The 26,865-nt window shown below is 62.7% G+C and carries 21 protein-coding genes and 2 tRNA genes; 20 read left to right on the top strand and 3 right to left on the bottom strand.

Annotation, left to right across the window (positions count from 1 at the left end; translation table 11 throughout):
- Positions 1-27: 27 nt before the first annotated feature.
- The 11 genes from NKI37_RS08170 to derI all read left to right on the top strand — a co-directional run bounded on the left by NKI37_RS08170 (position 28) and on the right by derI (position 12,804).
- On the top strand, positions 28-1,689 hold the full coding sequence (locus tag NKI37_RS08170) for a glycerol-3-phosphate dehydrogenase/oxidase (protein ID WP_352787283.1): 1,662 nt from the start codon (positions 28-30) through the stop codon (positions 1,687-1,689).
- Positions 1,690-2,013: 324 nt separating this feature from the next.
- Positions 2,014-3,027 (top strand): sugar-binding transcriptional regulator, encoded by a 1,014-nt coding sequence (locus tag NKI37_RS08165; protein ID WP_023701690.1) that lies wholly within the window; start codon positions 2,014-2,016, stop codon positions 3,025-3,027.
- Between the two features lie 27 nt (positions 3,028-3,054).
- Positions 3,055-3,705 (top strand): DUF2291 family protein, encoded by a 651-nt coding sequence (locus NKI37_RS08160; RefSeq protein WP_023714401.1) that lies wholly within the window; start codon positions 3,055-3,057, stop codon positions 3,703-3,705.
- Positions 3,702-5,240, top strand: coding sequence for a sugar ABC transporter ATP-binding protein (locus tag NKI37_RS08155; protein WP_023714402.1), 1,539 nt, complete (start codon positions 3,702-3,704; stop codon positions 5,238-5,240). The genes NKI37_RS08160 and NKI37_RS08155 overlap by 4 nt, the downstream gene beginning before the upstream one ends.
- Before the next feature lie 26 nt (positions 5,241-5,266).
- Positions 5,267-6,400, top strand: coding sequence for an ABC transporter permease (locus NKI37_RS08150; protein ID WP_023681691.1), 1,134 nt, complete (start codon positions 5,267-5,269; stop codon positions 6,398-6,400).
- A 39-nt stretch (positions 6,401-6,439) separates the two neighbouring features.
- The gene (locus NKI37_RS08145) at positions 6,440-7,381 is read left to right on the top strand and encodes a D-ribose ABC transporter substrate-binding protein (RefSeq protein WP_081725422.1); all 942 of its coding nucleotides are present in this window, start codon (positions 6,440-6,442) and stop codon (positions 7,379-7,381) included.
- 109 nt (positions 7,382-7,490) lie between these two features.
- Complete coding sequence (locus NKI37_RS08140) at positions 7,491-9,050, top strand: FGGY-family carbohydrate kinase (protein ID WP_023691088.1); 1,560 nt, start codon at positions 7,491-7,493, stop codon at positions 9,048-9,050.
- A complete protein-coding gene (locus NKI37_RS08135; RefSeq protein ID WP_023691089.1) occupies positions 9,047-10,564 on the top strand; it encodes a glycerol-3-phosphate dehydrogenase in 1,518 nt (505 codons plus the stop codon). Before NKI37_RS08140 ends, NKI37_RS08135 begins: the two co-directional genes overlap by 4 nt.
- Positions 10,564-11,502 (top strand): sugar phosphate isomerase/epimerase family protein, encoded by a 939-nt coding sequence (locus tag NKI37_RS08130; RefSeq protein ID WP_023691090.1) that lies wholly within the window; start codon positions 10,564-10,566, stop codon positions 11,500-11,502. Before NKI37_RS08135 ends, NKI37_RS08130 begins: the two co-directional genes overlap by 1 nt.
- Before the next feature lie 70 nt (positions 11,503-11,572).
- Positions 11,573-12,340: a triose-phosphate isomerase gene (locus NKI37_RS08125; RefSeq protein WP_023688202.1), complete on the top strand. Its 768-nt coding sequence runs from the start codon at positions 11,573-11,575 to the stop codon at positions 12,338-12,340.
- A gap of 26 nt (positions 12,341-12,366) precedes the next feature.
- Positions 12,367-12,804, top strand: coding sequence for a D-erythrulose-4-phosphate isomerase (gene derI / locus NKI37_RS08120; protein ID WP_023672592.1), 438 nt, complete (start codon positions 12,367-12,369; stop codon positions 12,802-12,804).
- 15 nt (positions 12,805-12,819) lie between these two features.
- Here the strand turns inward: derI and dhaL are convergent, their stop codons facing one another.
- The 3 genes from dhaL to NKI37_RS08105 all read right to left on the bottom strand — a co-directional run bounded on the left by dhaL (position 12,820) and on the right by NKI37_RS08105 (position 14,775).
- A complete protein-coding gene (gene dhaL / locus NKI37_RS08115) occupies positions 12,820-13,461 on the bottom strand; it encodes a dihydroxyacetone kinase subunit DhaL (RefSeq protein ID WP_023706016.1) in 642 nt (213 codons plus the stop codon).
- A 24-nt stretch (positions 13,462-13,485) separates the two neighbouring features.
- Positions 13,486-14,493 (bottom strand): dihydroxyacetone kinase subunit DhaK, encoded by a 1,008-nt coding sequence (locus NKI37_RS08110; protein WP_023691092.1) that lies wholly within the window; start codon positions 14,491-14,493, stop codon positions 13,486-13,488.
- A 207-nt stretch (positions 14,494-14,700) separates the two neighbouring features.
- Positions 14,701-14,775: transfer RNA gene (locus NKI37_RS08105), tRNA-Asn, on the bottom strand.
- 231 nt (positions 14,776-15,006) lie between these two features.
- Between NKI37_RS08105 and NKI37_RS08100 the strand changes: the two genes are divergently transcribed.
- The 9 genes from NKI37_RS08100 to NKI37_RS08060 all read left to right on the top strand — a co-directional run bounded on the left by NKI37_RS08100 (position 15,007) and on the right by NKI37_RS08060 (position 26,750).
- Positions 15,007-15,267 carry a PGPGW domain-containing protein gene (locus tag NKI37_RS08100; protein WP_023667708.1) on the top strand — a complete coding sequence of 87 codons (261 nt, stop codon included), beginning with the start codon at positions 15,007-15,009 and terminating at the stop codon, positions 15,265-15,267.
- 336 nt (positions 15,268-15,603) lie between these two features.
- A tRNA-Cys gene (locus NKI37_RS08095) sits at positions 15,604-15,677 on the top strand.
- 103 nt (positions 15,678-15,780) lie between these two features.
- A complete protein-coding gene (locus NKI37_RS08090; RefSeq protein WP_023667707.1) occupies positions 15,781-16,455 on the top strand; it encodes a protein-L-isoaspartate O-methyltransferase family protein in 675 nt (224 codons plus the stop codon).
- Between the two features lie 185 nt (positions 16,456-16,640).
- Positions 16,641-18,026: a TolC family outer membrane protein gene (locus NKI37_RS08085; RefSeq protein ID WP_023691095.1), complete on the top strand. Its 1,386-nt coding sequence runs from the start codon at positions 16,641-16,643 to the stop codon at positions 18,024-18,026.
- Positions 18,027-18,356: 330 nt separating this feature from the next.
- Entirely contained in the window at positions 18,357-19,253 is an 897-nt protein-coding gene (locus tag NKI37_RS08080; protein WP_023691096.1) for a PopZ family protein, read from the top strand.
- 266 nt (positions 19,254-19,519) lie between these two features.
- Complete coding sequence (locus NKI37_RS08075) at positions 19,520-22,303, top strand: valine--tRNA ligase (RefSeq protein WP_352787257.1); 2,784 nt, start codon at positions 19,520-19,522, stop codon at positions 22,301-22,303.
- A gap of 358 nt (positions 22,304-22,661) precedes the next feature.
- Positions 22,662-23,927, top strand: coding sequence for an OmpP1/FadL family transporter (locus NKI37_RS08070; RefSeq protein WP_023691098.1), 1,266 nt, complete (start codon positions 22,662-22,664; stop codon positions 23,925-23,927).
- Positions 23,928-24,214: 287 nt separating this feature from the next.
- Positions 24,215-25,939 carry a dihydroxy-acid dehydratase gene (gene ilvD / locus NKI37_RS08065; protein ID WP_023691099.1) on the top strand — a complete coding sequence of 575 codons (1,725 nt, stop codon included), beginning with the start codon at positions 24,215-24,217 and terminating at the stop codon, positions 25,937-25,939.
- Complete coding sequence (locus NKI37_RS08060; RefSeq protein ID WP_023691100.1) at positions 25,926-26,750, top strand: tetratricopeptide repeat protein; 825 nt, start codon at positions 25,926-25,928, stop codon at positions 26,748-26,750. Before ilvD ends, NKI37_RS08060 begins: the two co-directional genes overlap by 14 nt.
- Positions 26,751-26,865 lie beyond the last annotated feature (115 nt).

Below are 26,865 nucleotides of genomic sequence, written 5' to 3'. Positions count from 1 at the left end.
GACAATCGCGCCGGACGTCTCGCCGCTATGGCTGCGACCGGCGAGGTCGACGTCGTCATTCTTGGCGCCGGCATCAACGGGGCTGGGCTGTTTCGCGATCTGTGCGCGCAAGGTGTCAGCTGCCTGATCGTCGAAAAGGCGGATTTCGGCTCGGGCACCAGTGCCGCGCCGTCGAGGCTCATCCACGGCGGCTTGAAATATCTCGAGACCGGCGAGTTCGGGCTGGTGGCGCAGTCGACGCTCGAACGCAATCTGCTTCTTCAAAACGCGCCGCACTATGTCAGCCCGCTGCCGACCGTCATCCCGATCTTCTCGTGGAGCAAGGGCATGCTCGCGGCGTTGCGAACGCTGTTCGGCTCGACCAGCGCGCCGCGCAGCCGCGGCGCCATACTGATCAAGATCGGCTTGATGATCTACGATTTCTACGGTTCACGAAACCAGGTCATGCCGCGCCACCGCATGGTCGGGCGGCGGCAGGCGCTTGTTGAGATGCCGGCGCTCAATCCGGCGATCGTCGCCACCGGCACCTACTACGACGCCAAGATAAGTCACCCGGAAAGGCTGGTGCTGGAACTGATCCTCGACGGCTTGCAGGCTCACGCGGCGTCTGCCGGTGCCAACTACACGACACTGGCGGCTTCAGCCAATGGCGTGCTCACCTTCCAGCCGGAAAACGGCGCGGCCTTTTCGGTGCGGCCGAAGCTGGTGGTGAACGCCGCCGGTCCGTGGATCGACGACGTCAACGCGCTGCTTGGTGCTCCATCGAAGATGATCGGCGGCACCAAGGGCTCGCATATCCTTTTAAGGCATGACGAACTGGTCAAAAGCCTCGCCGGGCGCATGCTCTATTTCGAGGCCGATGACGGCCGCATCTGCCTGGTCTACGACTATCTCGGCCTGGCGCTGGTCGGCTCGACCGACATCAAGGCCGACAATCCGGACGCGGTCCGCTGCGAACCCGAAGAAGTCGACTATCTGCTCGACAGCGTGCGAACGCTGCTGCCGGGCATGGCGTTCGAGCGCGACCAGATCGTCTACGCCTATAGCGGCATCCGGCCGCTGCCGACGTCCGAGGCGTCGACACCAGGGCTGATCAGCCGCGATCATTCAGCGCCGGTCGCCGAGCCGGACGGCAACAGGCCCTTTGCAGTCATTTCGCTGGTCGGCGGCAAATGGACGACGTTCCGCGGCTTTGCCGAGGAAGTCGCTGACACGGTACTCAAGCGCCTGCAGCGCAGCCGCAAGGTGACGACGCGAGCCATGCCGATCGGCGGCGGGAGGAATTTTCCGGCCAATGCCGCCGCGCGCGCGGACTGGCTGGCTAAGGCACAGCAGGCAACAGGCGCCGGGGAAAGGCGCCTTGACCAATTGCTGTCGCGCTACGGGACCAGAGCCGTTGAGATCGCCAGGCACGGGTCGGATGATGAGGGTCGTCGTCTGCCGGACTCGGACGGCTACGGCAAGGCGGAAATCGACTACATCGTGCGCAACGAATTCGTCGAACATCTGGCCGATGTCGTTATGCGCCGCAGCACGTTGGCGATAGGCGGCTCGCTGACGAGCCGCGACCTGCAGGAGATTGCCGCGATCGCGGGGCGGGCGTTGGGGTGGAGCACCGAGCGCCTCACGCGGGAGGTCGAATCCGCTGTTGTCGAGCTCGAGGGCAGGAACCTGATGCGGCTGGACTGATCGCTTGATCGCCGACGCCTAGCTTTTCCTGAGGCAATCCGATCGATTTGCCCTTGTTGCGCCGTGTGCATCACCTTCCCATTTTGCACTCGGATTGGGATTTGCCGGCGCCTACGGGCTCATGCTGTCACTGGATACGGTAACACAAATTGACGTTAAATTAACACTACCGTATGGTCATATTATATGCTTACCTTCTAATAGGCTCGCGTTGGCTGCGGAACGTCGGCTGAGGCAACCATCTGCGGAGGGATTGACAGCGGTGCAAAGGTATGAAAATTTTTGCACACAAAGATAATATTATCACCCTGGGGAGGGGATGGCTTGAATTCCGGCGGAAGCGCAAACCGCGACCATGAATCCAGCCTCGCCACGCGCGCGGCCTGGCTGCACTATGCCGGTGGTCTGACCCAGGCCCAGGTGGCCAAGCGGCTTGGCCTGACCAGCCTCAAGGCGCATAGGCTGATCACCAAGGCCAACCAGGAAGGTCTGGTCAGGGTCTTCATCGACGGCGACGTCGCCGAATGCGTCGACCTGGAACAGCGCCTGATCGCCGCCTTTGGGCTCCACTATTGCGAGGTGGTTCCCGATCTCGATCAGGACGAACTGCCGCTGAAGGGGCTGGGCATTGCAGGCGCCCAGTTCCTGAAGCGCGAAATCGATCGCGGCGAAGACATGCTGATCGGCGTCGGCCATGGCCGCACGCTTGCCGCCAGCGTCGAATATCTGACGCGCGCAACTGCTGCTCACATCCGTTTCGTCTCGCTGCTTGGCGGCGTGACGCGCAAATTCGCCGCCAACCCGCACGACGTCATGCATCGCCTGGCAGAGCGGACAGGCGCGCAGGCCTTTGTGATGCCGGTGCCTTTTGTCGCCAATACCGCCGAGGACCGTGAAGTGCTGCTTGGCCAACGCGGCATCAGCGATGTGTTCGCTCTCGCCAGCCGGTCCGACCTGATGTTCGTCGGAATAGGCACGGCCGAGCGGGAGGCGTCGCTGGTCGCCACCGGCATGATCGAGCCTTCCGAAATCGATGAGGTCAAGCGGGACGGCGGCGTTGGTGAATTGCTGGCGCATTTCTTCGACGACAAGGGTGGTCCGGTCGAAACGGCGCTGTCGGAAAGAATACTGGCGCTTCCGCGGGATCAGTTGAAGGGCCGCAGGATCGTTGCCGTCGCCGGCGGCAAGGTGAAGGTGCGCGCCATCAAGGCAGTACTCGAAAGCCGTTATCTCAGCGGCCTGATCACCGACGAATGCACGGCCCGCGCGCTGGTCGAGCTCGACGATGCAGCCGGGACCGCGAAGCGCCGCGTGAACGGAGGAACTTCGAATGCGTGACAACGGAAAATCGCTGGTGGTTGCATCATGAGCGCGAAGGCTGCCACCGCCCGGCAAGCTTCGCCCCGCTTGCGCCGGGTGCTTGCCGGCGCCGCGGTTGTGGTTCTGCTCGGCGCCATGGCGCTCGACACCAAGGTGATCAAGATCGGCTCTGCCGGCGATGTCCGCAACGCCGTGTTTTCGGCGGCCGACTACGGCAAATCTGAATTCCCCAAGGTGCAAGCCGATGTCGAAGCGCGTGCCGCCGACGCCGCGACGGTGGCGACGGCGATCGCCAAGGACAGGGCGACGGCCGAAAAGGAATATGGCGTGCCGGCGGGAGTCGGACCGGTCATCTCGGTCAAGTTCACCGGCGTCGTCGGCGAGGGAAAATCGGGCATCTACAAGGTCGCCGTCGACGGTTTGCCGGACACGTTGACCGTCCGCGTACAGACTGGGCCGGCGATCAACGGCACCGAGCTTCGCGACGCCACCGGCAAGATCACCTTTGGTCAGTTCACCAACCAGATCGAGTATCAGGACGCCGGCTCGGCGCTGAACAACGAGATGAAGAAGGAGGTGCTGGCGAAAGTCGACACCAGCGCCTTGACCGGCAAGACAATAGCGGTGGTCGGCGTCTTCAAGCTGGTCAATCCGAAGAGCTGGCTGGTCACACCGGTGAGGCTGGACGTCAAATGACAATGGCTGCCGGCACAGAACCCGCGACTGGCGATGCCGTGCTTTCGGCGCGCAATGTCGTCATGTCGTATGGCGGCGTCCACGCGCTCAAGGGCGTCAATTTCGACATCCATCGCGGCAAGGTCACCACCCTGTTCGGAGAGAATGGCGCCGGCAAATCGACGCTGATGAAGATCCTGTCCGGCGTGGTGACGCCGACATCCGGCGACATCGTACTCGACGGCAATCTCGTCAGCTTTGCCTCGTCTTCAGACGCGCGCGATCGCGGCATTTCGATCATCCACCAGGAGCTCAGCCTGGCGCCGAACCTCAGCGTTCGCGACAACATCTTCATGGGCCGCGAACTGCGCACCAGAACCGGCCTCGACTTCGCCGAGGAGTCGCGCCAGGCGCGGGCGCTGATGGCCGACCTCGAAGAAGACATCGATCCGATGACCCTGGTCGAGGACCTGCGCCTGGGGCAGCAGCAGATCGTCGAGATCGCACGCGCGCTGTCGGTCGATTCCCGCATCCTGATCATGGACGAGCCGACCTCCGCGCTGAGCGCCACGGAGGTCGAAGTGCTGTTCAAGGTGATCCGCGACCTGACCAGCCGCGGCGTCTCCATCGTCTACATCTCGCATCACCTCGAAGAGGCGCTGCAGATCACCGACTACGCCGTCGTGCTGCGTGACGGGGCGATCACGGCGACGGCCGAGGCCAAGGACATCGACCTCGAATGGATCGTCCGCAACATGGTGGGCGAGAATTTCGATCTCGGCTCGCCGCCGACCGGCCACGAGTTCGGCGCGGTGGCGCTGTCGATCGAGGATGTCAGCGTCACCGACGCTTCGGGTTCAGGCTACGTCGTCGATCATCTGTCGCTGGATGTCAAAGCGGGCGAGATCGTCTGCATCTATGGGCTGATGGGCGCGGGCCGCACGGAATTGCTGGAGGCCGTCGCCGGCCGTGTGCCCATGGCGGGCGGGCGGGCGCTGCTGGAGGGTGAGGACGTTTCGGGACTGACCATTGCCCAGCGCATCGCCCGAGGTCTGGTTCTGGTCCCCGAGGATCGCCAGCGCGATGGCCTGGTTCAGACCATGACCGTCGGCCGCAACCTGTCGCTTGCCAGCATCGAGGCATTCGCCAAGGGGCTCTTCCTCTCCCGGCAGAGGGAGCGCGCACTGATCGACGATTCGATCCGCAAGGTGACCATCAAGACCGCGGGCGGCAACGCCATGATCGGATCGCTGTCGGGCGGCAACCAGCAGAAGGTCGTCATAGGCAAGATGCTGACGACGAATCCCAAGGTCATCCTTCTCGACGAGCCGAGCCGCGGCATCGACGTCGGCGCGAAGGCCGAAGTCTTTCGCTTGCTCAGCGAGCGTGCCGCGCAAGGCCTGGCGGTCGTCTTCTCGACCTCGGAGGTCAATGAGTGCCTCAGCATCGCCCACCGCATCGTCGTCATGCGGCGCGGCAAGATTTCAGCCGAATTCGGCGCCAACGCCACCAAAGAGCAGATCATGGCCGCCTCCGGCGAAGCCGTGGTCGCCTGACCACAGAATTTCCGGAGCCCCGACCCATGAGCGATGTCAGCCAGGCCAGCAAACAGTCCAGCCCCAATGCGGGCGGAGAGGGCTTCGACGTGGCCAAGCTGCTGCTCGAAGGCCGGGCCTTCTTTGCCCTGATCGTCATCATTGTCGTCTTCTCGATCCTGTCGCCCTACTACCTCTCGGTGGCGAATTTCCTGACCATGGCTTCGCATGTCGCCATCTTCGGGATTCTCGCCATCGGCATGCTGCTCGTCATCCTCAATGGCGGCATCGACCTGTCGGTGGGGTCGACGCTCGGGCTTGCCGGCGTCGTCGCCGGTTTTCTGATGCAAGGCGTGACGCTGACCTGGCTCGGCGTCGTTCTCTATCCGCCGGTCTGGGTGGTCGCGGTGCTGGCCTGCATGCTGGGCGCCGCTGTCGGGCTGATCAACGGCGTGCTGATCGCGCGGTTCAAGGTTCCGGCCTTTGTCGCCACGCTCGGCGTCATGTACATGGCGCGCGGCCTGGCACTGCTGATGACCAGCGGCCTGACCTACAACAATCTCGGCGGCAAGCCGGAGTTGGGCAACACCGGTTTCGACGCGCTTGGCTTCAACCGTCTGTTCGGCGTGCCGACCGGCGTGGTGGTGCTGGCGGTCATCGCGCTGATCGGCAGCATCGTGTTGAACCGCACCGCGTTCGGGCGCTGGCTCTACGCCTCGGGCGGCAATGAGCGCGCCGCCGAACTGTCCGGCGTTCCGGTCAAGACTGTGCAGATTTCGGTCTATGTGCTTTCAGGCATCTGTGCCGCCATTGCCGGCCTGATCCTGTCCTCGCAGTTGACCTCGGCCGGACCGACCGCTGGCACCACTTACGAACTGACGGCCATCGCCGCCGTCGTCATCGGCGGCGCCGCACTCACCGGCGGGCGCGGCAACATTCGCGGCACCCTGCTCGGAGCCTTCGTCATCGGCTTCCTGTCCGACGGTCTGGTGATCATCGGCATCTCATCCTACTGGCAGACAGTGTTCACCGGCGCCGTCATCGTGCTCGCCGTGCTCCTCAATGCCGTTCAGTATCGCCGCCGTAGCAAGCTTCCAGCTTCGACGGGCGGCCAACCGACTTCTCAGAAACGGGGGAAGGCCGAACCGGCCAATCCTGCCCAAGGGAAGACTGCCAGCTGACTGGCAGCAAGACCGCGTAAAATCATTGGAGGAATGTACATGAAAATCGTGCTTAGAAGTTTGCTTGCCGCCGCGATGGTGGTCGGGTTTAGCGCAGCCGCATCGGCCGCGGGCCTGATCTCGATCATCGTCAACGATCCGGCCAACCCCTACTGGCTGACCGAAGGCAACGTTGCCAAGGCCGAAGCCGAAAAGCTTGGCTATACAGCCAACGTCGCCGCCCACAAGGGCGACACCAATACCGAAAGCAATCTGATCGACACCGCCATCACCAACAAGTCGGTGGCGATCATCCTCGACCCGGCCAATGCCGATGGTTCGGTCGGCGCGGTGAAGAAGGCGATTGCCGCCAACATCCCGGTTTTCCTCGTCAATGCCGAGATCAACCAGGAAGGTCTTGCCAAGGGACAGCTCGTCTCCAACAACGCCCAGGGTGCGGCTCTCGGTGCCCAGCAGTGGGTGCAGGCGGTCGGTGAAAAGGGCAAGTATGTCGAACTGCTCGGCGCCCCGTCGGACAACAACGCCGCCACGCGCTCGAACGGCTACGCGACTGTGCTCAGCCAGTATCCGGATCTCGAAAAGGCCGCTTCGCAGGTCGCCAACTGGGATCGTACCCAGGGCCATGACAAGATGCAGAGCATGCTGCAGGCCAATCCCGACATCATCGCCGTGATCAGCGGCAACGATGAAATGGCGCTTGGCGCGGTTGCGGCGCTGAAGGAAGCTGGCAAGCTCGCCGGCATCAAGGTCGGCGGCTTTGACGGTTCCCCGGATGCGGTTGCGGCCATCAAGTCCGGCGAACTGCAGTACACCGTGCTTCAGCCGGTGGCCATCTTCTCGGCCAAGGCTGTGCAGCAGGCCGACTCGTTCATCAAGTCGGGCGCTACCGGCGCCACCAGCGAGAAGCAGCTGTTCGATTGCCTGCTCATCACCAAGGACAATGTGGACAAGTACACCGCACCCTTCGTGCTGTCGGAATAAAACGTGCTCAGGGGGTGTCCTTTGCGGACACTCCCTGGCTCTTCCACGGCTCCAGACAATAAAGACTGCTCCTTGTGAATTGCCTTCATAACCATCCGGAACGTGCGGCATGAAAGACCTGCTGATCGGGATCGACGCGGGAACGTCCGTGATCAAATCGGTCGCTTTCGATCTCTCGGGGCGGCAGCTTGCCATGGCGTCGGTGACCAACAGCTTCGTCACGCTGGAAGGCGGCGGCGCCGAGCAGGACCTTGATCAGACCTGGCGCGACATGGTGCTGACCGTTCTCGATCTGGCGACGAAAATTCCAGACCTCGCGCGGCGAACCGCGGCCGTCGCGGTCACCGGGCAGGGCGACGGCAGCTGGCTGATCGATGGCGACGGCATGCCGGTCGGGCGCGCCTGGCTCTGGCTCGATGCGCGCGCCGGACATCTGGTGGACGAGATGCGCGGCGATCCCCGGGATCGCACGCGGTTCGCGATCACCGGCACCGGGCTCAACGCCTGCCAGCAGGGCGCTCAGCTCAGCTGGCTGAAGAAAAACAGCCCGGAAATCCTGGAGCGCGCCGCCAATGCCTTTCACTGCAAGGATTGGCTCTATTTCAAGATGACCGGCGAGCGCGCCACCGATCCTTCGGAGGGAACATTCACCTTCGGCGATTTCCGCTCGCGCAGCTATTCCGACGAGGTGCTCGACATTCTCGATCTGACGTCGCACCGCCGGCTGCTGCCGCCAATGCTCGAAGGCACGACCGACCATCATCCGCTTTCTGCGTCGGCAGCAAATGAGACCGGCCTGCTTGAGGGCACGCCGGTGGTGCTGGGCTATGTCGACATGGTCAGCACCGCGCTTGGCGCCGGCCTCTATGATCCAAGCGGCAATGTCGGCTGCACGGTCATCGGCTCGACCGGCATCCACACACGCCTGGCGCGCACTGCCGACGACGTCGTTCTCAACGACGATGCATCAGGCTACACGATCGCCATGCCGGTTCCTGGCGCGTATGCGCAACTGCAATCCAACATGGCGGCGACGCTCAACATCGACTGGCTGCTTGGCCTGGCGCGCGACGTGCTGACCGCCAGCGGCGCAAAACCTTCGCGCGACGAGCTGCTGAAAGCGCTCGATGTCTGGGTCGAGGGATCGGAGCCGGGATCGCTGGTCTATCAGCCCTATATCTCGCTTGCCGGCGAACGCGGACCGTTCGTTGACCCCGACGCACGCGCGGGCTTCATCGGCCTCTCGGTCAAGCACGGTTTTGGCGATCTGGCGCGCGCAGTTCTCGAAGGATTGGCCTTCGCGGCCCGCGATTGCTACCAGGCCATGGGCAGCGTGCCCGGCGAAATCCGCCTGTCTGGCGGCGCCGCGCGCAGCCCGTCGCTGCGCCGTATCGTCGCTGCGGCGACCCGCGCGCAAGTCAGGACCAGCAGCCGCCAGGAAGCCGGCGCCGCGGGTGCGGCGATGATGGCCGCGGTCAGGCTTGGCGTCTATCGCTCGATGGATGTTTGCTGCGCCGAGTGGGTGACGCCGCTGCTGGGCGAATGCGACGCCTATGACGAGGCGCTTTCGCAAACCTACGATGCGCTGTTTCCGTCCTTTGTCGCGGCGCGTCAGGCGCTGCATCCGGTGTGGAAATCGATGGCGCACCGCACAGGAGCTAAGTCTTGAGCGATACAACGGATATTGTCGATCTCTTCGTGATCGGCGGTGGCGTCAACGGCGCCGGTATAGCGCGCGATGCCGCGGGTCGCGGGCTGTCGGTCATCCTGTGCGAGAAGGACGATCTGGCGCAAGGCACCAGCTCGCGTTCCGGCAAGCTGGTGCATGGGGGCCTGCGCTATCTCGAGTACTACGAGTTCCGGCTGGTGCGCGAGGCGCTGATCGAGCGCGAGGTGCTGCTTGAGGCGGCGCCGCACATCATCTGGCCGATGCGCTTCGTGCTGCCGCACAGCCCCGAAGACAGGCCGGCATGGCTGGTCCGGCTCGGGCTGTTTCTCTACGACCATCTTGGCGGCCGCAAGCGCCTGCCGGGAACGAGGACGCTGAATTTGAGAACCGCGCCGGAAGGAGCGCCGATCAAGGATGAATTCAAACGAGGCTTCGAATATTCGGACTGCTGGGTCGATGATGCACGGCTGGTGTTGCTCAATGCGCTCGACGCCAGTCAGCGTGGCGCAAAAGTCTTCACGCGCACGGCCTGTATTGCTGCCAGGCGCGAAGGCGGCCTGTGGTCGATCGACATGCAGGATGGCCGCACGGGTGCTGTGACGAGGGCCCGCGCACGCGGGTTGGTCAACGCGGCCGGGCCATGGGTGAATGACATCGTCAGCCGCGTCGCTGGACAGAATTCCACCCGCAACGTTCGCTTGGTGAAAGGAAGCCATATCGTCGTGCCGAAATTCTGGGAGGGACGGCAGGCCTATCTCATCCAGAACAACGACAAGCGGGTGATCTTCGTCAACCCGTATGAGAACGATCTGGCGCTGATCGGCACCACCGACATTCCTTATGAAGGTCGGCCCGAAGAAGTGGCCGCCGAGGCAAGCGAGATCAATTATCTGATCAAGGTGGTCAATCGCTACTTCAAGCGGCAGCTGACCGCGCAAGACGTGGTCTACAGTTTCTCGGGCGTGCGTCCGCTCTATGACGACAATGCCGACAACCCGAGCGCGGTGACGCGCGACTACATCTTCGAACTCGACGCCCCGAACGGTGGCGCGCCGCTGCTTTCTGTGTTCGGCGGCAAGATCACCACCTTCCGCAAACTGTCCGAACATGCGCTGGAAAAGATCCAGCCCTTCTTTCCGACCATGAAGAAGGCCTGGACAGCCAAAATTCCCCTGCCGGGAGGCGACCTGCCCAACGCGGATTTCGAGCAGTTCCTGGGCGATCTGCACGCCGAGTTTTCGTGGCTTAGCCCGTCGCTGGTGAAGCACTATGCCCGCAGCTACGGCACGCGCACGCGCGCCTTGCTGAAAGGCGTAAAAGGCGAAGCCGATCTCGGCCGTCGTTTCGGCCCGGATTTCTATGAGCTCGAAGCTGTCTTCCTGTTCGAGACCGAATGGGCGATGACCGCCGCCGACGTTCTCGAACGCCGGACCAAACACGGGCTGCATATCAATGCGGCCGAGCGGAAAACATTCGAAGACTGGTGCACAAAGACAATGGCGGCGGTGAACTGATGGCCTTCACGCTTTCGCTGAACACCAACCCGCTGGTCAATCGCTTCGCCGATCCCGACGATCTGATCGACGCCATTGCCTATGGCATCGGCATCCGCGACGTGCAACTGACGCATGAATTCGTCAATCCGGGCTGGCCGGCGGCAACGATCGCCAAGTTCGTTCGCCTGTTCAACAGCGCCCTGGCGCGGACCGGCGTGCGGATCACTTCGGGTATGACCGGTCCCTATGGCCGGCTCAATCATTTCGGCCATCCGGACGCGGATGTGCGCCGCTATTATGTCGATTGGTTCAAGACCTTCGCCGACATCTCCGCCGAACTCGGCGCGTCGGGCATGGGCACGCAGTTCGCCATATTCACCTACAAGGATTTTGACGATCCGCAGCGGCGCGCGGCGCTTCTCGGCATCGCGCTCGAATGCTGGCGCGAAGTGGCCGAGCACGCCAAAGCGGCGGGCCTGACCTACCTTTTCTGGGAACCGATGTCGGTCGGCCGCGAGTTTGGCCACACGATCGAAAGCTGCGTCGAATTGCAGGGCGCCATCGATGCGGCCAAGCTGCCGATCCCGATGCAGATGATGGTCGACATCGACCATGGCGACGTGACCTCGCCCAATCCTGACGACACTGATCCCTATGCCTGGGCGAAAGCGTTCCCGTTGCAATCGCCGATCATCCACATCAAGCAATCGTCGATGAACAAGGGCGGGCACTGGCCGTTCACCGCCGCCTACAACAAGGATGGCCGCATCATCCCGCAGAAGCTGCTCGACGCCGTGCGGGCGGGTGGCGGAACCGACAATGAAATCTGCCTTGAACTTTCCTTCCGGGAGAGGGAACCGGTCGATCATCAGGTTATTGCAATGATCCGTGAGTCGGTGGATTTCTGGGCGCCTTACATCGACAGCGGCCGCGAAAGTCTCAAGCCTCGCGCTTGAGGGAAAGCGCCGGCCCGTAGGCCGGCGCGCTGGCCGGAAACATCCGAATTTCGGATCGAAGGAGAGAAGAATGGCCCCATATTGGGTCGGCACGAGCTGGAAAATGAACAAGACGCTGGCGGAGGCGCTGCAGTTCGCCGAGGCATTGGCTGCCTTCGTGCCCGGCTTCGATCCGGCGATACAGCCTTTCGTCATTCCGCCCTTCACCGCGGTGCGGCAGGTCAAGGCGGCGCTCGCCAACACCCGCGTCAAGGTTGGCGCCCAGAACATGCATTGGGCCGACGCCGGTGCCTGGACGGGCGAGATTTCGCCGGTGATGCTGAGGGATTGCGGGCTCGACCTGATCGAACTCGGCCATAGCGAACGCCGCGAGCATTTTGGTGAGACGGACAGGACCGTAGGACTGAAAACGGCGGCGGCGGTCAGGCACGGCTTTGTGCCGCTGATCTGTGTCGGCGAGACGCTGGCCGAGCGCGAGGGCGGCCGCGCTGATGAAATCCTGACCGCGCAGGTTCTGGGCGCGCTGCAGGGTCTCACAAACAATGAGTTGTCGGCGGAAATTCTGTTTGCCTATGAACCGGTGTGGGCGATCGGCGAAAACGGCATCCCGGCCAGCGCCGACTATGCCGACAAGCAGCAGGCGCTGATCAAGCAGATCGCAGCAACCCGGTTGCCGACCGCCCCGCTTGTGCTCTACGGCGGCAGCGTCAATCCCGGCAACGCGGCCGAACTGATCGGCCAGCCGCATATCGATGGGCTGTTCATCGGCCGCTCGGCATGGCAAGCGGAAGGCTATATCGACATTCTCAAAAAGGCGTCGGCCGCCATCGCGCGCTGACCACGAAAACGAAGGAGTTAATTGCCATGAAGATCGCACTCGGAGCCGACAGCGCCGGCAAGCCGCTGCTCGATGTCATCGCCAAGCATCTCGCCACCAAGCCAGAACTGCAGGTCGTCGATCTCAGCCAGGCCGGATTCTACGCCGATATTGCCGCTGCGGTCGGCCACGAAATTGTCGACGGCAATTACGACCGCGCCATCCTGTTTTGCGGCACCGGCATCGGCGTCAGCATCTCGGCCAACAAGGTGCCCGGAATCCGTGCCGCGCTAACCCACGACACCTATTCGGCGGAACGCGCTGCGAAATCCAACAATGCCCAGATCATCACCATGGGTGCGCGCGTCATCGGCCCCGAACTGGCCAAATCGATCGCCGACGCCTGGCTGGCCTCGGAGTTCGATCCGAACGGTCCCTCTGCCGCCAACGTGCAGGCTGTCGACAAGCTCGACGCGAAGCGCTGAGGATCCGCTCCCGACCTAGCCGGTCAAGGCGATCCGCATCGCCTCGATGACGGTTACGGCGGACGCCGCGCCTGGATCCATATGGCCAAGCGAGCGTTCGCCGAGGCGGGAGGCCCGGCCCTTGGTGGCGATCATCGCCTTGGTCGCCTCCGCGCCGGCCTTTGCCGCCTCGGCTGCAGCCGCGAGGCTGCCGGCCAGCCCCTTGCCGGCGGCCAGTGCCTCGCCCGCAGCCGTCGCGGCCGGCGCCCACGCATCGATCATCGTCTTTTCGCCAGGCTCGGCCTTGCCGCGATCCTGAATGCCTCTGGCCATCGCTTGGAACATAGCGACCGCGTCGGCGTCGTCGAGCGTCGCCTTGCCCTTGACGGCGGCCGCGCCGCGCATGAATGCCGTGGCATAGAGCGGGCCCGAGGAGGCGCCGACGGCGTTGAGGAACGACTTCGCCGCCGTGTTCAGCAAGATGGTCGGATCGGTGGTGCCGGTATCCAATGCGGCCACCGCATCGCGTGCCGCGGAAAATCCAAGCTCCATCGCAATGCCGTGGTCGGCATCGCCGATCACCCCGTCAAGCGCGCACAACCGATCCCGGTCGGCTGACATAGCGTCGGCGATGGCCGCGAACATCGCGGCAAGGCGGGTGGTGTCGATTGTCGTCATCTGTTGTTCCTTGCCGTCCCCAGTTTACCCGGCGCGAAACATGGCGCAGTCGCAAGGGTGGTCGAGCATCGTTTGCAACTCGTCGTCGAGGTGGTGCAGCGTGATCGAAGCGCCGGCCATTTCGAGCGAGGTGCAGTAATTGCCGACCCAGCTTGCGTGAATGGATACACCGATATCGTCAAGCCGCTGCTTCACGCGCCGGTTCATGATGTAGAGTTCCATCAGCGGTGTCGAACCCAGCGAATTGACCAGCACGGCGACCTTCTCGCCGCGTGCCGGCGCCATCTCGGCGAGAATCCTGTCCAGCATTTCGTCGGTGATCTCGTCGGCTGTTTTGAGTTTTCCGCGTGCGATGCCGGGTTCGCCATGGATGCCCATGCCGATCTCCATCTCGTCGGGTCCGATCTCGAAATTCGGCCGGCGGGTTTGCGGCAACGAACAGGGCGCCAATGCGACGCCCATGGTAAAGGTGTGGTCGTTGGCTTTCCCGGCAATGCGTTCGCATTCATCGAAGGACAACATGCGGTCGCAGGCGGCGCCTGTCGCCTTGAAGATGAAGAAGTTCCCTGCGACACCGCGCCGCTTGTGCCTGTCGCCAACGGGCGCGGAAGCGACGTCGTCGGTGCTCAGCACCGTACGCACCTCGATGTCGTCCATCGCGGCCATCTCGGCCGCCATGTCGAAATTCATGACGTCGCCGGCATAGTTGCCGTACATGAACAGCACACCGGCGCCGCCGCTCGCCGCCTTGGCGCATTCGAGGATCGGGTCGGGCGGCGGAGAGGCGAAGACATTGCCGATCGCCGCCGCGTCGGCCAGCCCCTTGCCGACGAAGCCGAGAAAACTCGGCTCGTGGCCCGAGCCGCCACCAATGACGAGGCCTACCTTGCCTTGGCGCGGTCCATCGCGGGCGATGATCGAGCGCGGGCTTCCGTCAACGGCTTTGAGATGGCGGGGATGCGCAGCCAGGATGCCTTCCAGCATCTCGTCGACGGCCCGATTGCCGTCATTGATGATCTTCTTGGTTTGCACCAACGTCCTCCCGATTTGGTATTTTCATAGATGATACCGGGCGTTATCAGGCTGCCTTCGGGCGAGGGCAGGGGCGCGATGCCCGCCAAACTGCCTCGATCGGCTTCGTAGCTGTTACCAGCCGTTCTGGCAGAAGCTAAGCGGACCGAAGTGCGCGGACAATGGCGCTGTAGTGTACAAGATCGCACCACGGCTTAGAAAAGGCGGTGGCTCCCCGGGCCGGATTCGAACCAGCGACCAACCGGTTAACAGCCGGTTGCTCTACCACTGAGCTACCGGGGAATAGAGGCTCTCATGTGAGTGGCGCAGCCTATAGCAAACCCTTTTCGGCTTTGCAAAGAAGCATTTCGCATTTTTTAGCGCATTTTCACCCAATGGTTTCTGGCAATCGCCGGATGACACCACATATGAGCCGTCTTGGGCGCCGTCGGACCTTGGTCGGCGGAACCTGAAAGGCGATTGCAGCCTTTAGCGCATATGGCTTTATCGAAGGCAACCGGATCGACTTTCGACATGACTGCAGCAGACGAAAACCAGGCACCGGCGCGGAAAATCTCGGTGTTCGGGCGCGAGTTCACCATGCCGCGCTCGCGCGGGCTGAGGATCGCCATCGGTATCATGCTGGTGTTTTTCGGCCTTCTCGGTTTCCTCCCGATTCTCGGCTTCTGGATGATTCCGCTCGGCCTTTTGGTGCTTTCCTACGAATTTGCCGCGGTGCGCCGCCTGCGGCGCCGGTTCGTCGTCTGGTGGGAACGGCGTCGCCGGCCAAATTGAAAGCGATGGCGCGCGGTCCCGGTTCAGTGGACGCTTCGCTTCCACCCCCCCCGCAGACCTTCCCCTCGAATATCTCCTTGAGAACGGCAGCCCCTGGTGTCAGCCGCGCGTTTACGGTGAAAGCCAGTTTGCACCCGCTGCGTAAAGCTGCGGGTTCGAGTTTCGCCGGTCGCGCAGCCATGCTTGAGGAGCGGCCAATATGCCGGTGCGCCAAGCGCTGAAATCGCTCGGGAACCACGTTGCGGCGGCTGATGAGGAAAGCGCGCCGGAATGCCGCGCGGACGCTTGACGACCTTTCGCTGCCACCATATTGAGTTCGCTCGCCGGGAGCGATGAGGCCTCGTGGCGGAGTGGTTACGCAGAGGACTGCAAATCCTTGCACCCCGGTTCGATTCCGGGCGAGGCCTCCAATCGCTTCAACTCCCGCATGCCGGGGGCTTGAGTTCGAATGCGCCGCAGTGTCGGCGCGACAAGCGCATTCAGCGCATTGGCTTTTGACGGATTGGTTGGGACATGAGCGCTGATTTCTCCGAACTTCGCGTCAAGATGGTCGACGGCCAGGTCCGCACCACCGATGTGACCGACGCAGCATTGCTCGATGCCATGCTTGCCGTGCCGCGCGAGGCCTTTGTCGGGGCCGGCCAACAGGCTCTCGCCTATATCGACGAGGATATCCGCATCTCCGACGGCGCCGATGGCAGCGGTGCGCGCTACCTCATGGAGCCGTCGCCACTGGCCAAGCTTTTGCAGTTGGCCGAGATCGACGCCGGCGATTCGGTGCTCGATGTCGGCTGCGGCACCGGTTATTCCGCGGCGCTGCTGTCCAGGCTGGCCAAATCCGTCGTGGCGCTGGAAAGCGATACCACACTGGCGGAAGCAGCCAAAGCGGCGCTTTCGGCGCAGGGCTGCGATAACGTCACCGTGGTCACCGGCCCACTGCCGCAAGGTCATGCCGCCAAGGCGCCCTACAATGTGATTCTCATCGGCGGCAGCGTCGAGAAAGTGCCTGCGGCGCTGCTTGACCAGCTTGCCGAAGGCGGCCGGCTGGTGGCTGTGGAAGGGCAGGGCAATGCGGGCGTAGCCCGGCTCTTTTTCAATGCAGGGGGGGTTGTAACCGGAAGACGGGCATTTAATGCGGCAATTAAGCCACTACCCGGATTTGAACGCATTCATGCCTTCGAGTTCTAAGTGATTTTGCCTTGCAGCAAAGACTCTGTCATGTTGGCTTGCGATTGAACAATCGTTGCTGATTGGTTAACCGGGGTTTCGGGAGGCTGTCAGCGGGGGAACGATACATCGACGCGGCGCTGGCCGATCCCTAGGGATGGGCTGGCGTGGCGTGGTTCCCGTGCAAAACGAATGAGGGATATAAAGTGCCGTCCTTAGCCAAGAGTTTGTTTGTTACTGTCCTCATTTCCGCGACAGCGCTTTCGCCGATAGCCGCCTCGGCGGAAACCATTCTCGGCGCGCTTTCCAAGGCCTACCAGAACAATTCCTCGCTGAATTCGGCCCGTGCCGGCGTGCGCGTCACCGATGAGGGCGTGGCGATCGCCAAGTCGGGCTATCGCCCGGTGATCACTGGTTCGGCTGATATCGATTACACCTCCAGGCACCTGAACGGCAGGAACGCGAGCCTGGCATTGACCACCGGCAGCTTCGGCGTTCGGATTGATCAGACGCTGTTCGACGGCTTCCAGACCAAGAACAGGGTCGCGTCGGCCGCTGCACAGGTGAGGGCCTCGGTCGAGGGCCTGCGCAACACCGAAGAGAACACGCTGTTCAACGCGGCGAGCGCCTATATGGACGTGATTCGCGACCGCCAGGTGGCGGTGCTGACCGAACAGAATCTGCAGTTCCTGACCGAGCAGGCGCGCGCGGCACGCTCGCGCTTCGAGGTCGGCGAGGGCACGCGCACCGATGTGGCGCAGGCCGACGCGTCGCGTTCGGCCGCGGTGGCGCAATTGAGTGCTGCCCGTGCGCAGGCTCTGGCCAGTGCGGCAACCTATCATCAGATCGTCGGTGACGAGCCGGGCAAGCTCAAGGCCGCGTCGCCGTTGGCGAAGCTGTTGCCGAGGAGTCTCGAGGCGGCGATCGGCATTGCATCGAACGAGCATCCGGCCATCCTGGCCGCCCTACATTCCGTCGATGCAGCCGGATTTGATGTAAAGACGCAGGAGGGTGCGTTGCTGCCGCAGTTGACTGCCAGTGCCGGCCTTTCCCATGTCTATCAAAATACCGTACCTGGCGCGGGGGATTCGGACGGCGATTCCAATGCCGCCACCGTCGGCGCGACGCTGACCGTTCCGATCTATTCGGGCGGCCGTACCTCCGCACTCGTTCGTCAGTCGAAGGAATCGCTCAGCCAGGCTCGCATCGAGGTGGATGTCAGCCGTGACTCGGTGCGCCAGGCCGTGACCTCGGCATGGACGCAATACATCGCAGCGCGTGAAAGCGTCGACGCTAATCGGCAGGTGATCGCGGCCGCACAGTTGGCGCTCAACGGCGTCATCGAGGAGCGCAATGTCGGACAGCGCACCACGCTCGACGTGTTGAATGCCCAGAACGCCGTCATCTCGGCAAAGATCGACCTCGCCAGCTCCGAGCGCGATGTGGTTGTAGCGAGCTACGCCATCCTGTCGGCCATGGGCCGCCTGTCGGCCGATCGCCTGGCGTTGAATGTGGTGAAGTACAAGCCTGAAGAGCACTACAGAGCCGTCAAGGACAAATGGATCGGGCTGCGTACGCCGGACGGTCGTTGATCGCGACTGAGCGGTTCAAATCCCGCCAAGATTGAAAGTATCGTAGCGCCGCGCTTCCCAAGGATGCGCGGCGTTTGTCTTTTGTAGCCTAAATTGTTGAAATCCGGCGTCTTCCGAGATTGGGGATTCTCGGATGGCGATCCGTCGGCTACGCTGTCGCCATGATTCGTATCCGGCTTTGCCGGACAGGAATCCAGGAACGGGTCACTGCAGCGCCACGCGTCCGATGGATGCGCAAAGGAGGCTGTAGAACTTTGATTTTGCGCCTGATCCTCTTCGAAAATCGAAGATCGATTTTCGGGATCATGCGCGGGGGCGGCGGATGTGACGATGGCGACGGCAAGCAGCGCACAGCGCGAACCTTCCATGGAAGAAATACTGGCTTCCATCAGGAGGATCATCGAAGACAGCGACACAGGCCGCAAGCTGCCGGGCGACGCGGATGAGTTGCGCCAGGACGTTGTGCCGGCCGCCGGACCTGTTTCGGATGTCGAGGCCTTCCGCAGCGAATTGCACAGCTCGACCGAAAGCAAGAAGCCGGTGACGCTGGCCGAGGTGCAGGCCCAACTGGCCGAGCCGGTGGTTGCGCGGCTGGAGCCGCGCTCCGAGCCGTCGCCAGTGAAGCCGGCCATTGCGGCAAATGCCACGACCGCCGCGCCACCCGCGCATGCTCCGATGACATTGGCGGAAGTAAGCGCCAGGATAGCCAGTGAGCCAGCTCCCGCCGTCAGGGCAGAAGTTGCAGTGCGGGCAAAGGCGGAAACCACCGACTCGATCGTCACGGATTGGCGCCGCGAAATCGCGGCCGTTGGCAATCAGGCAAAACCGGCTGACACAGTACGGCGGCCCGAGATCAGGCAGCCGGAGATCAGGCAGCCAGAGACTGAAAATCGGCAGGCAGCAATCGCGGAGGTCGAGGCTTTCGAAGACGATCTCGCTGCCGAGCCGGCTTTCGAGCCTCATCCTTCGCGCAGCGAGCACGCGCGCCCGGCCGATACAACTCCGGTTCGGCCGGCGATCGTTTCGGAACATACGGGACGGCAGGTCGCTGCGGCCTTCGGCGAGCTCTCCGACGCCTTTGCCAGCCGCAGCAAGAAGACCTTCGACGAGATGGCCGAGGAGATGCTGCGGCCGATGCTGCAGGACTGGCTGGACAACAACCTTCCGACGCTGGTCGAGCGCCTGGTACGCGAAGAAATCGAGCGCGTCGCGCGCGGCGCGCAGTAGGCATTACCACAGCCCGTTCCGGATTAAAGCGCCGCCTTCGGGCGGAGCTTTCGCTGCAGGCCAGCTTCCGGCCGATGTCGCGAACACGATCAGGTTACCGTCGGGATCGCTGACGATGAAGGTGCAGGCATGGCCTTCCCGTTGAAATGACCAGGGCCCCGCCTATTTGCGTTGAAGGACTGAGGCAGCCCTCGCGGTTGACTTGGCCAAAACCTTCCGATTTACACCGGGTCAGCAAAACTCCCGACCGCGCGGACCACTTTCCCATGCTTGAAAAGACCTACGACGCCAAGACCGTCGAGCCCAAGATCGCCAAAATCTGGGAAGAGGCGGACGCATTTCGCGCCGGCGCCGGCGCCGAGGAGGGGGCGGAGGCCTTCACCATCGTCATCCCGCCGCCCAACGTCACCGGCTCGCTGCATATGGGCCACGCACTCAACAACACGCTACAGGACATACTCGTGCGCTTCGAGCGCATGCGCGGCAAGAACGTGCTGTGGCAGCCCGGCATGGACCATGCCGGCATCGCCACGCAGATGGTGGTCGAACGCCAGCTGATGGAAAAGCAGATACATCGCCGCGATCTTACCCGCGAACAGTTCATCGACAAGGTCTGGGAGTGGAAGGCCGAGTCCGGCGGCGCCATTTTCAACCAGCTGAAGCGGCTCGGCGCCTCGGCGGACTGGTCGCGCGAACGTTTTACCATGGATGAAGGCCTGTCCAAGGCCGTGCTCGAAGTATTCGTCAGCCTCTACAAGGAAGGGCTGATCTACAAGGACAAGCGCCTTGTGAACTGGGACCCGAAGCTGTTGACGGCGATCTCCGACCTGGAGGTCGAGCCCCAGGAGATCAACGGCAATCTCTGGCACTTCCGCTATCCGATCGAAGGCGAGACTTTCGATCCGGAAAATTCGGCGACCTTCATTACCGTGGCGACGACACGGCCCGAGACGATGCTTGGCGATACGGCGGTTGCCGTGCACCCGGACGACGAGCGCTACCGGCATCTGGTCGGGAAAAATGTCGTGCTGCCGATCGTCGGCCGGAAAATCCCGGTTGTGGCTGACGAGTATTCCGACCCGGAAAAGGGTTCCGGCGCGGTCAAGATCACGCCGGCGCACGACTTCAACGATTTCGAGGTCGGCAAGCGCCACAGGCTGCCGGCGATCAACATCCTGACCATCGAGGCGGCAATAACGCTCAGGGATAATGAGGATTTTCTCGCCGGGCTCGACGTGACGCCGGAGCGTCAGGCCGTCTGGGACGAGCTCGACGGTCTCGACCGTTTCGTCGCGCGCAAGAAAATCGTCGAGCTGATGGAGACCGGCGGCTTCCTCGACAAGATCGAGCCGCACCGCCACGCCGTGCCGCATGGCGACCGCGGCGGCGTGCCGATCGAGCCGTTTCTGACCGAGCAGTGGTATGCAAACGCCGCCGAGCTCGCCAAGCCGGCGATCGCATCGGTGCGTGAAGGCCGTACCAACTTCGTGCCGAAGAACTGGGAAAAGACCTATTTTGACTGGATGGAGAACATTCAGCCCTGGTGTATTTCACGCCAGCTGTGGTGGGGTCATCAGATCCCGGCCTGGTACGGGCCGGACGGCCGCGTCTTCGTCGAGAAGACCGAGGAAGAGGCGCTGGGCGCCGCGATTGAATATTATCTGGCGCTGGAAGGCCCGTGGAAGGCCTGGGTCGAGGACAAGCTCGAGACCTTCAAGCCGGGCGAAATCCTGAGCCGCGACGAGGATGTGCTCGACACCTGGTTCTCGTCCGCACTGTGGCCGTTCTCGACACTGGGCTGGCCGGATCACACGCCGGAGCTGAAGACCTATTACCAGACCGACGTGCTGGTGACCGGTTTCGACATCATCTTCTTCTGGGTCGCCCGGATGATGATGATGGGCCTGCATTTCATGCACGAGGAGCCGTTCCACACCGTCTATGTGCATGCGCTGGTGCGCGACAAGAACGGGCAGAAGATGTCGAAGTCGAAAGGCAACGTCATCGATCCGCTCGACCTCATCGACGAGTTTGGCGCCGATGCACTGCGCTTCACGCTGACGGTGATGGCGGCGCAGGGGCGCGACGTGAAACTCGATCCGGCGCGCATCGCCGGCTACCGCAATTTCGGCACCAAGCTGTGGAACGCGACACGCTTTGCCGAGATGAACGAGGTCGCGCGCAATGACGATTTCTGGCTGAACGACGCCAAGCTGCCGGTCAACCGCTGGATCCTGACCGAATTGACCCGGGCGTCGCACGCGATCACCGAGGGCATCACCTCATACCGCTTCAACGAGGCGGCAGCGGCTGCCTACCGCTTCGTCTGGAACCTGTTCTGCGACTGGTATCTCGAACTGCTCAAGCCGGTGTTCATGGGCACTGACGAGGCGGCCAAAGCCGAAAGCCGCGCCTGCGTCGCCTTCGTGCTCGACGAGATCTACAAGCTGCTTCACCCCATGATGCCGTTCATGACGGAGGAGCTGTGGGCGCAGACGGCAGGTGAGGGCAGGACGCGCGCAACGCTGCTGTGCCACGCCGCCTGGCCGTCGCCCGACTTCGAGGACGCCGATGCAGCCGCCGACATCAACTGGCTGGTCGATCTGGTCTCCGGTATTCGCTCCGTGCGCTCTGAAATGAACGTGCCGCCGGCGGCGATCGCGCCGCTGGTGGTGGTCGGCGCCAGCGCCGAGACTCACCAGAGGCTGGAACGCCATGCGTCCGCCATCAAGCGGCTGGCGCGGGTCGGCGACATCTCGCAGCAGGACGCCGCACCCAAGGGCTCGGCCCAGATCGTGCTCAACGAGGCGACGATCTGCCTGCCGCTCGGCAGCCTGATCGATCTGTCCGCCGAGGCGGCGCGGCTGCAGAAGGAACTGGCCAAGGTGACCGAGGAAATCGCGCGGCTGCACAAGAAGCTGTCGAACGAACGGTTCGTCGCCAGCGCGCCGGAAGAGATCGTCGCGGCCGATCGCGAAAAACTCGCGGAATACCGTGATCAGCAGGAGAAGCTTTCGGTGGCGTTGACCCGGGTGCGCGACGCCGGCTGAGCGCCGGATTCGCGATGCCTGGGAACAGCGTCAAGGCAGGTCTTGTGCCAGAAAAACAGGCATTCCGTAACGTTAATGTTGACGTAAACGGAAAGTTTGCGCCCCATTGTTGCCATAATGTAACAATGGGGCCTAATGCCGGTAAAACAGCCGGGTTTTATACTGTTTAGAGCGGTTTTTCATGATTTTTTGCGCCGATTGCCGCTCAAATGGCCATTTTCCGGCATGCTTGCGCGGCGCGCCACTTTGTCCAAATGCGTTCCGCAAGTGCGTACATGTACGCTATTTCAATTCATTGTTGCACCGTTAACCCGAATTGGTTCTAGCTTGACGCACTGGAATTTCGGGGAGGACATTCATGAACAATTTGCGTTTGAAAACACTGCTGGGGGCGGGGTGTTTTTCGCTGGGCCTGATCGGTTCCGTACATGCCGGCGGTCTGGAGCGCGGCGGCTATGACATCGATCTGCTGTTCGATCCGGCGCAGGTCACGGGCGAGGTTACCGGCACCTATGTGATGCCGCAACGCGACCTGAAGAATGTGAAGGACATAGATCCGAACCCGCTTACAGGTGGTAGCGATCTTAGCGCCATGGGATACTCCAGCAGCGCCCGTGATACCGAAAGCTATTGGGTACCGAGCGTCGGCTTCAAGGCTGGTGTAGGCCCCGTCGATTGCCTTATCGACTACGGCCAACCGATCGGTGCGTATAGCAATCCCGGCGCCAATTGGGCCGGCGCGAACGGCAATGTCGTCACCAAGGTCAAGAGTGAAGCTGTAGGCGGAACCTGCTCGTACAAGATGGATCTGGGCAAAGGACAGTTTCGTTTCATCGGTGGCGTGTTCCACGAGGACGTCTCGGGCTACAAGGAACAGTTGGTGTCGCCAATTCCAGGGTTGCTTGGCATCGGTACCGGCATAGGCCGTCTCGATCTCAAGGGCGACGGTTATGGATGGCGCGCTGGTATTGCGTACGAGATTCCGGATATCGCGCTGCGCGCCAGCCTAGTGTACAACTCGGCGGTCAAGCTCAATAATTTGGACGGAACGCTCGATCTGACCGAGGTTCCTCTTCCGGGCAACCCGCTTTTGGGCAAGGTAACGGACGTCTCCGGATCTTCTCAGGTGCCCGACTCTTTGGAACTGAAACTGCAGTCCGGCATCGCGCCAGGATGGCTGGCTTTTGGATCCGTCAAGTGGGTCAACTGGAGCGTCCTGCAGAGCATTCCGTTTTGCCCGGTGGGCTCTCCAGAGTGCTCGACTACCAGCGATTACCGGGCCACGTCGCTTGATCTGCTCTATCGTGATGGCTGGACGGTTTCCGGCGGCATTGGCCACAAGTTCAATGATCAGTGGAGCGGCGCTGCCGTTCTGACCTGGGATCGTGGCACCAGCACGGGCCTCAGCGCTCAGACCGATACCTGGACGGTCAGCGGTGGCGTGGCTTACACGCCGACCCAGAACATCGAGGTACGTCTTGGTGGGGCACTGGGTGTTCTTACGAGCGGATCGATCCATCCAGTCGTGGGCGAAGATGGCGTCACCTACGGTACAGATTACACAGCAGACTTCGGCAACGATCTGGTCTCCGCAGTTTCGACCTCGTTGAAGGTGAAGTGGTAAGCCTTTCAAATTGAAGACAAAAGGCCGGGCACTGCCCGGCCTTTTCTTTTGGAGAACAGCGCCGTGTCGTGCCGACAGGCGCCAGCGTTGCAAATCCGTCGCATCACTTTCACCTCTCGTAATTGTGACGTTTTGGCAACAGTTCCAGACCAACCCCCGCGCTACAGCCCCGCCGACCAAATTGCCCATTTCCCGCCATAAACCCGGCGCACCTCGAATTTGTCTCGGGACACGCGCCAGAAGGCTCGGCGATGAGGCAGGCCGCACCGCCCGCGGCAAGGAAGAGTATGGACGCCAAAGTCATTTCCAAGGCCAAGCTGCCTAGCCGCCATGTGACCGTTGGTCCGGCGCGTGCGCCGCATCGTTCGTATCTCTATGCGATGGGGTTGTCGGCAGCCGAGATCGCGCAGCCGCTGGTCGGCGTTGCTTCCTGCTGGAACGAGGCGGCGCCTTGCAACATCTCGCTGATGCGCCAGGCGCAAGTGGTCAAGAAAGGTGTCGCGGCCGGCAACGGCACGCCGCGCGAATTCTGCACCATCACCGTCACCGACGGCATCGCCATGGGCCACCAGGGCATGAAGTCGTCGCTGGTGTCGCGCGATGTCATCGCCGATTCGGTCGAACTCACCATGCGCGGCCATTGCTACGATGCGCTGGTCGGCCTTGCCGGCTGCGACAAGTCGCTGCCCGGCATGATGATGGCCATGGTGCGGCTCAACGTGCCGTCCATCTTCATCTATGGCGGCTCGATCCTGCCGGGCTCCTATCGCGGCCGCCAGATCACTGTGCAGGACGTGTTCGAGGCGGTCGGCCAGCATTCGGTCGGCACGGTCAGCGATGCCGAACTGCTCGAGATCGAGCAGGCGGCGTGTCCGTCCGCCGGCTCCTGCGGGGCCCAGTTCACAGCCAACACCATGGCCACCGTCGCCGAGGCGATCGGCCTGGCGCTGCCGTACTCCTGCGGCGCGCCGGCGCCTTACGAGATGCGCGACCGCTTCAATTTCGCCTCCGGCGAAAAGATCATGGAGCTGATCGCCAAGAACATCCGGCCGCGCGACATCGTCACGCTGAAGGCGCTGGAGAATGCGGCGACCGTGGTCTCGGCCACCGGCGGCTCGACGAATGCGGCTTTGCACCTGCCGGCGATCGCGCATGAGGCAGGCATCAAGTTCGACCTGTTCGACGTTGCCGCGATTTTCGAGAAGACGCCTTACATCGCCGACCTCAAGCCGGGCGGCAAATATGTCGCCAAGGACATGTTCGAGGCCGGCGGCATTCCGCTGTTGATGAAGACGCTGCTCGACCATGGCTATCTGCATGGCGACTGCATGACCGTGACTGGCCGTACTTTGGCCGAAAACATGGAGCATGTTGCCTGGAATGATAGCCAGGATGTGGTCCGTCCCGCCAACCGACCAATCACCCAAACCGGCGGTGTCGTGGGCTTGAAGGGCAACCTTGCCCCCGAAGGCGCGATCGTGAAGGTCGCGGGCATGACGGAGCTGAAATTCTCAGGCCCGGCACGCTGTTTCGATTCGGAAGAGGAATGTTTCGAGGCGGTCACGCACCGCAACTACAGGGAAGGCGAAGTTCTCGTCATCCGCTACGAGGGTCCGCGCGGCGGTCCGGGCATGCGCGAGATGCTGTCGACGACGGCGGCGCTCTACGGCCAGGGCATGGGCGGCAAGGTGGCCCTCATCACCGACGGCCGTTTTTCGGGCGCGACACGCGGGTTCTGCATCGGCCATGTCGGGCCCGAAGCAGCCGTTGGCGGCCCGATCGGGCTCTTGAAAGACGGCGACGTGATCTCGATCGACGCGACCAAAGGCACGATCGAGGTCGACCTGTCCGAGGCTGAACTGGCAACGAGGGCGAAGGCCTGGAAGGCGCGCACGACCGACTACCAGTCGGGCGCGATCTGGAAATATGCACAGACGGTAGGGCCTGCCCGCGACGGCGCGGTCACCCATCCCGGCGGTGCCAAAGAAACACATTGCTATGCGGATATCTGAGTTGTTGAGGTCGTCTGTCCTTCCGGCACTGGTCGCTGTTGCGATCTTTGGCGCCGTGAGCCAGGCCATGGCCTTCGACGACAAGGTGTTCGACGACAAGACCGGCGTGAAGCCGCAATCGAGCCCGTGGGCCGTGTTCCAGTTCGGCTTCTCCGCTTACAAGAGCGGCCACAAGGAACAGGCGGTCGAGGCCTATAAATACGCCGCCGAAAACGGCCAGATCGGCGCCACCTGGAAGCTCGCCCGCATGTATGCCGAAGGCGACGGCGTGACGCGCGACGACTACGCGGCGTTCAAATTCTTCTCCGAGATCGTCGATCAGGATGTCGAGCCGGGTTCGCCGGAGGAAAGCTATGTCTCCGACGCGCTGGTGGCGCTGGGCGACTATCTCCGGACAGGCATCCCCGGCAGCCCGGTCGAGGAAAACGAGGTCGCGGCGCAGGAATATTACATGCGTGCGGCCGCCAATTACCGCAACCCGAACGCCCAGTTCGAGATGGGCCAGATGTTCCTGAAGGGCGAGGGCGGCGTCAAGGCCAGCGTCAAGCAGGCCGGCCGCTGGTTCCAGCTCGCCGCCGAAAAAGGCCATGCCGGCGCCCAGGCGACGCTTGGCAATCTTCTGTTCCAGAGCGGCAAGATCGTGCGCGGGCTGGCCATGATGACCGCCGCGCTCGAACGCGCCTCGCCGAGCGACCAGCCGTGGATCCGCGGCATGCAGGAAGAGGCATTTGCCGCCGCCGGCGAAGCCGACCGCCGCACTGCGATTTCGCTTGCCGACGATATTCTCACCAAGGGCGGCGGCGACCAGTGAAATTGCCAATCTCCCCCCTTGAGGGGGAGATGCCCGGCAGGGCAGAGGGGGGCGCTGTCCCGCTGGCATTTCAGTTGACTAAAGTTTGCCCGGGTTGGACTGAGAGGGTGAGCTT

The sequence above is a fragment of the Mesorhizobium sp. M0626 genome (genome assembly GCF_040320665.1).
Lineage (GTDB): Bacteria > Pseudomonadota > Alphaproteobacteria > Rhizobiales > Rhizobiaceae > Mesorhizobium.
Note: the sequence above shows the minus strand (reverse complement) of the source record. Positions and strands in the feature narration are given on the sequence as shown.

Excerpts from the sequence above, each read along its gene's own strand:
- NKI37_RS08170 (WP_352787283.1), top strand. The coding sequence starts at position 28 with ATGGCTGCGACCGGCGAGGTCGACGTCGTCATTCTTGGCGCCGGCATC.
- NKI37_RS08160 (WP_023714401.1), top strand. The coding sequence starts at position 3,055 with ATGAGCGCGAAGGCTGCCACCGCCCGGCAAGCTTCGCCCCGCTTGCGC.
- NKI37_RS08155 (WP_023714402.1), top strand. The coding sequence starts at position 3,702 with ATGACAATGGCTGCCGGCACAGAACCCGCGACTGGCGATGCCGTGCTT.
- NKI37_RS08150 (WP_023681691.1), top strand. The coding sequence starts at position 5,267 with ATGAGCGATGTCAGCCAGGCCAGCAAACAGTCCAGCCCCAATGCGGGC.
- NKI37_RS08145 (WP_081725422.1), top strand. The coding sequence starts at position 6,440 with ATGAAAATCGTGCTTAGAAGTTTGCTTGCCGCCGCGATGGTGGTCGGG.
- NKI37_RS08140 (WP_023691088.1), top strand. The coding sequence starts at position 7,491 with ATGAAAGACCTGCTGATCGGGATCGACGCGGGAACGTCCGTGATCAAA.
- NKI37_RS08130 (WP_023691090.1), top strand. The coding sequence starts at position 10,564 with ATGGCCTTCACGCTTTCGCTGAACACCAACCCGCTGGTCAATCGCTTC.
- NKI37_RS08125 (WP_023688202.1), top strand. The coding sequence starts at position 11,573 with ATGGCCCCATATTGGGTCGGCACGAGCTGGAAAATGAACAAGACGCTG.
- derI (WP_023672592.1), top strand. The coding sequence starts at position 12,367 with ATGAAGATCGCACTCGGAGCCGACAGCGCCGGCAAGCCGCTGCTCGAT.
- dhaL (WP_023706016.1), bottom strand. The coding sequence starts at position 13,461 with ATGACGACAATCGACACCACCCGCCTTGCCGCGATGTTCGCGGCCATC.
- NKI37_RS08100 (WP_023667708.1), top strand. The coding sequence starts at position 15,007 with ATGACTGCAGCAGACGAAAACCAGGCACCGGCGCGGAAAATCTCGGTG.
- NKI37_RS08090 (WP_023667707.1), top strand. The coding sequence starts at position 15,781 with ATGAGCGCTGATTTCTCCGAACTTCGCGTCAAGATGGTCGACGGCCAG.
- NKI37_RS08080 (WP_023691096.1), top strand. The coding sequence starts at position 18,357 with ATGGCGACGGCAAGCAGCGCACAGCGCGAACCTTCCATGGAAGAAATA.
- NKI37_RS08075 (WP_352787257.1), top strand. The coding sequence starts at position 19,520 with ATGCTTGAAAAGACCTACGACGCCAAGACCGTCGAGCCCAAGATCGCC.
- NKI37_RS08070 (WP_023691098.1), top strand. The coding sequence starts at position 22,662 with ATGAACAATTTGCGTTTGAAAACACTGCTGGGGGCGGGGTGTTTTTCG.
- ilvD (WP_023691099.1), top strand. The coding sequence starts at position 24,215 with ATGGACGCCAAAGTCATTTCCAAGGCCAAGCTGCCTAGCCGCCATGTG.
- NKI37_RS08060 (WP_023691100.1), top strand. The coding sequence starts at position 25,926 with ATGCGGATATCTGAGTTGTTGAGGTCGTCTGTCCTTCCGGCACTGGTC.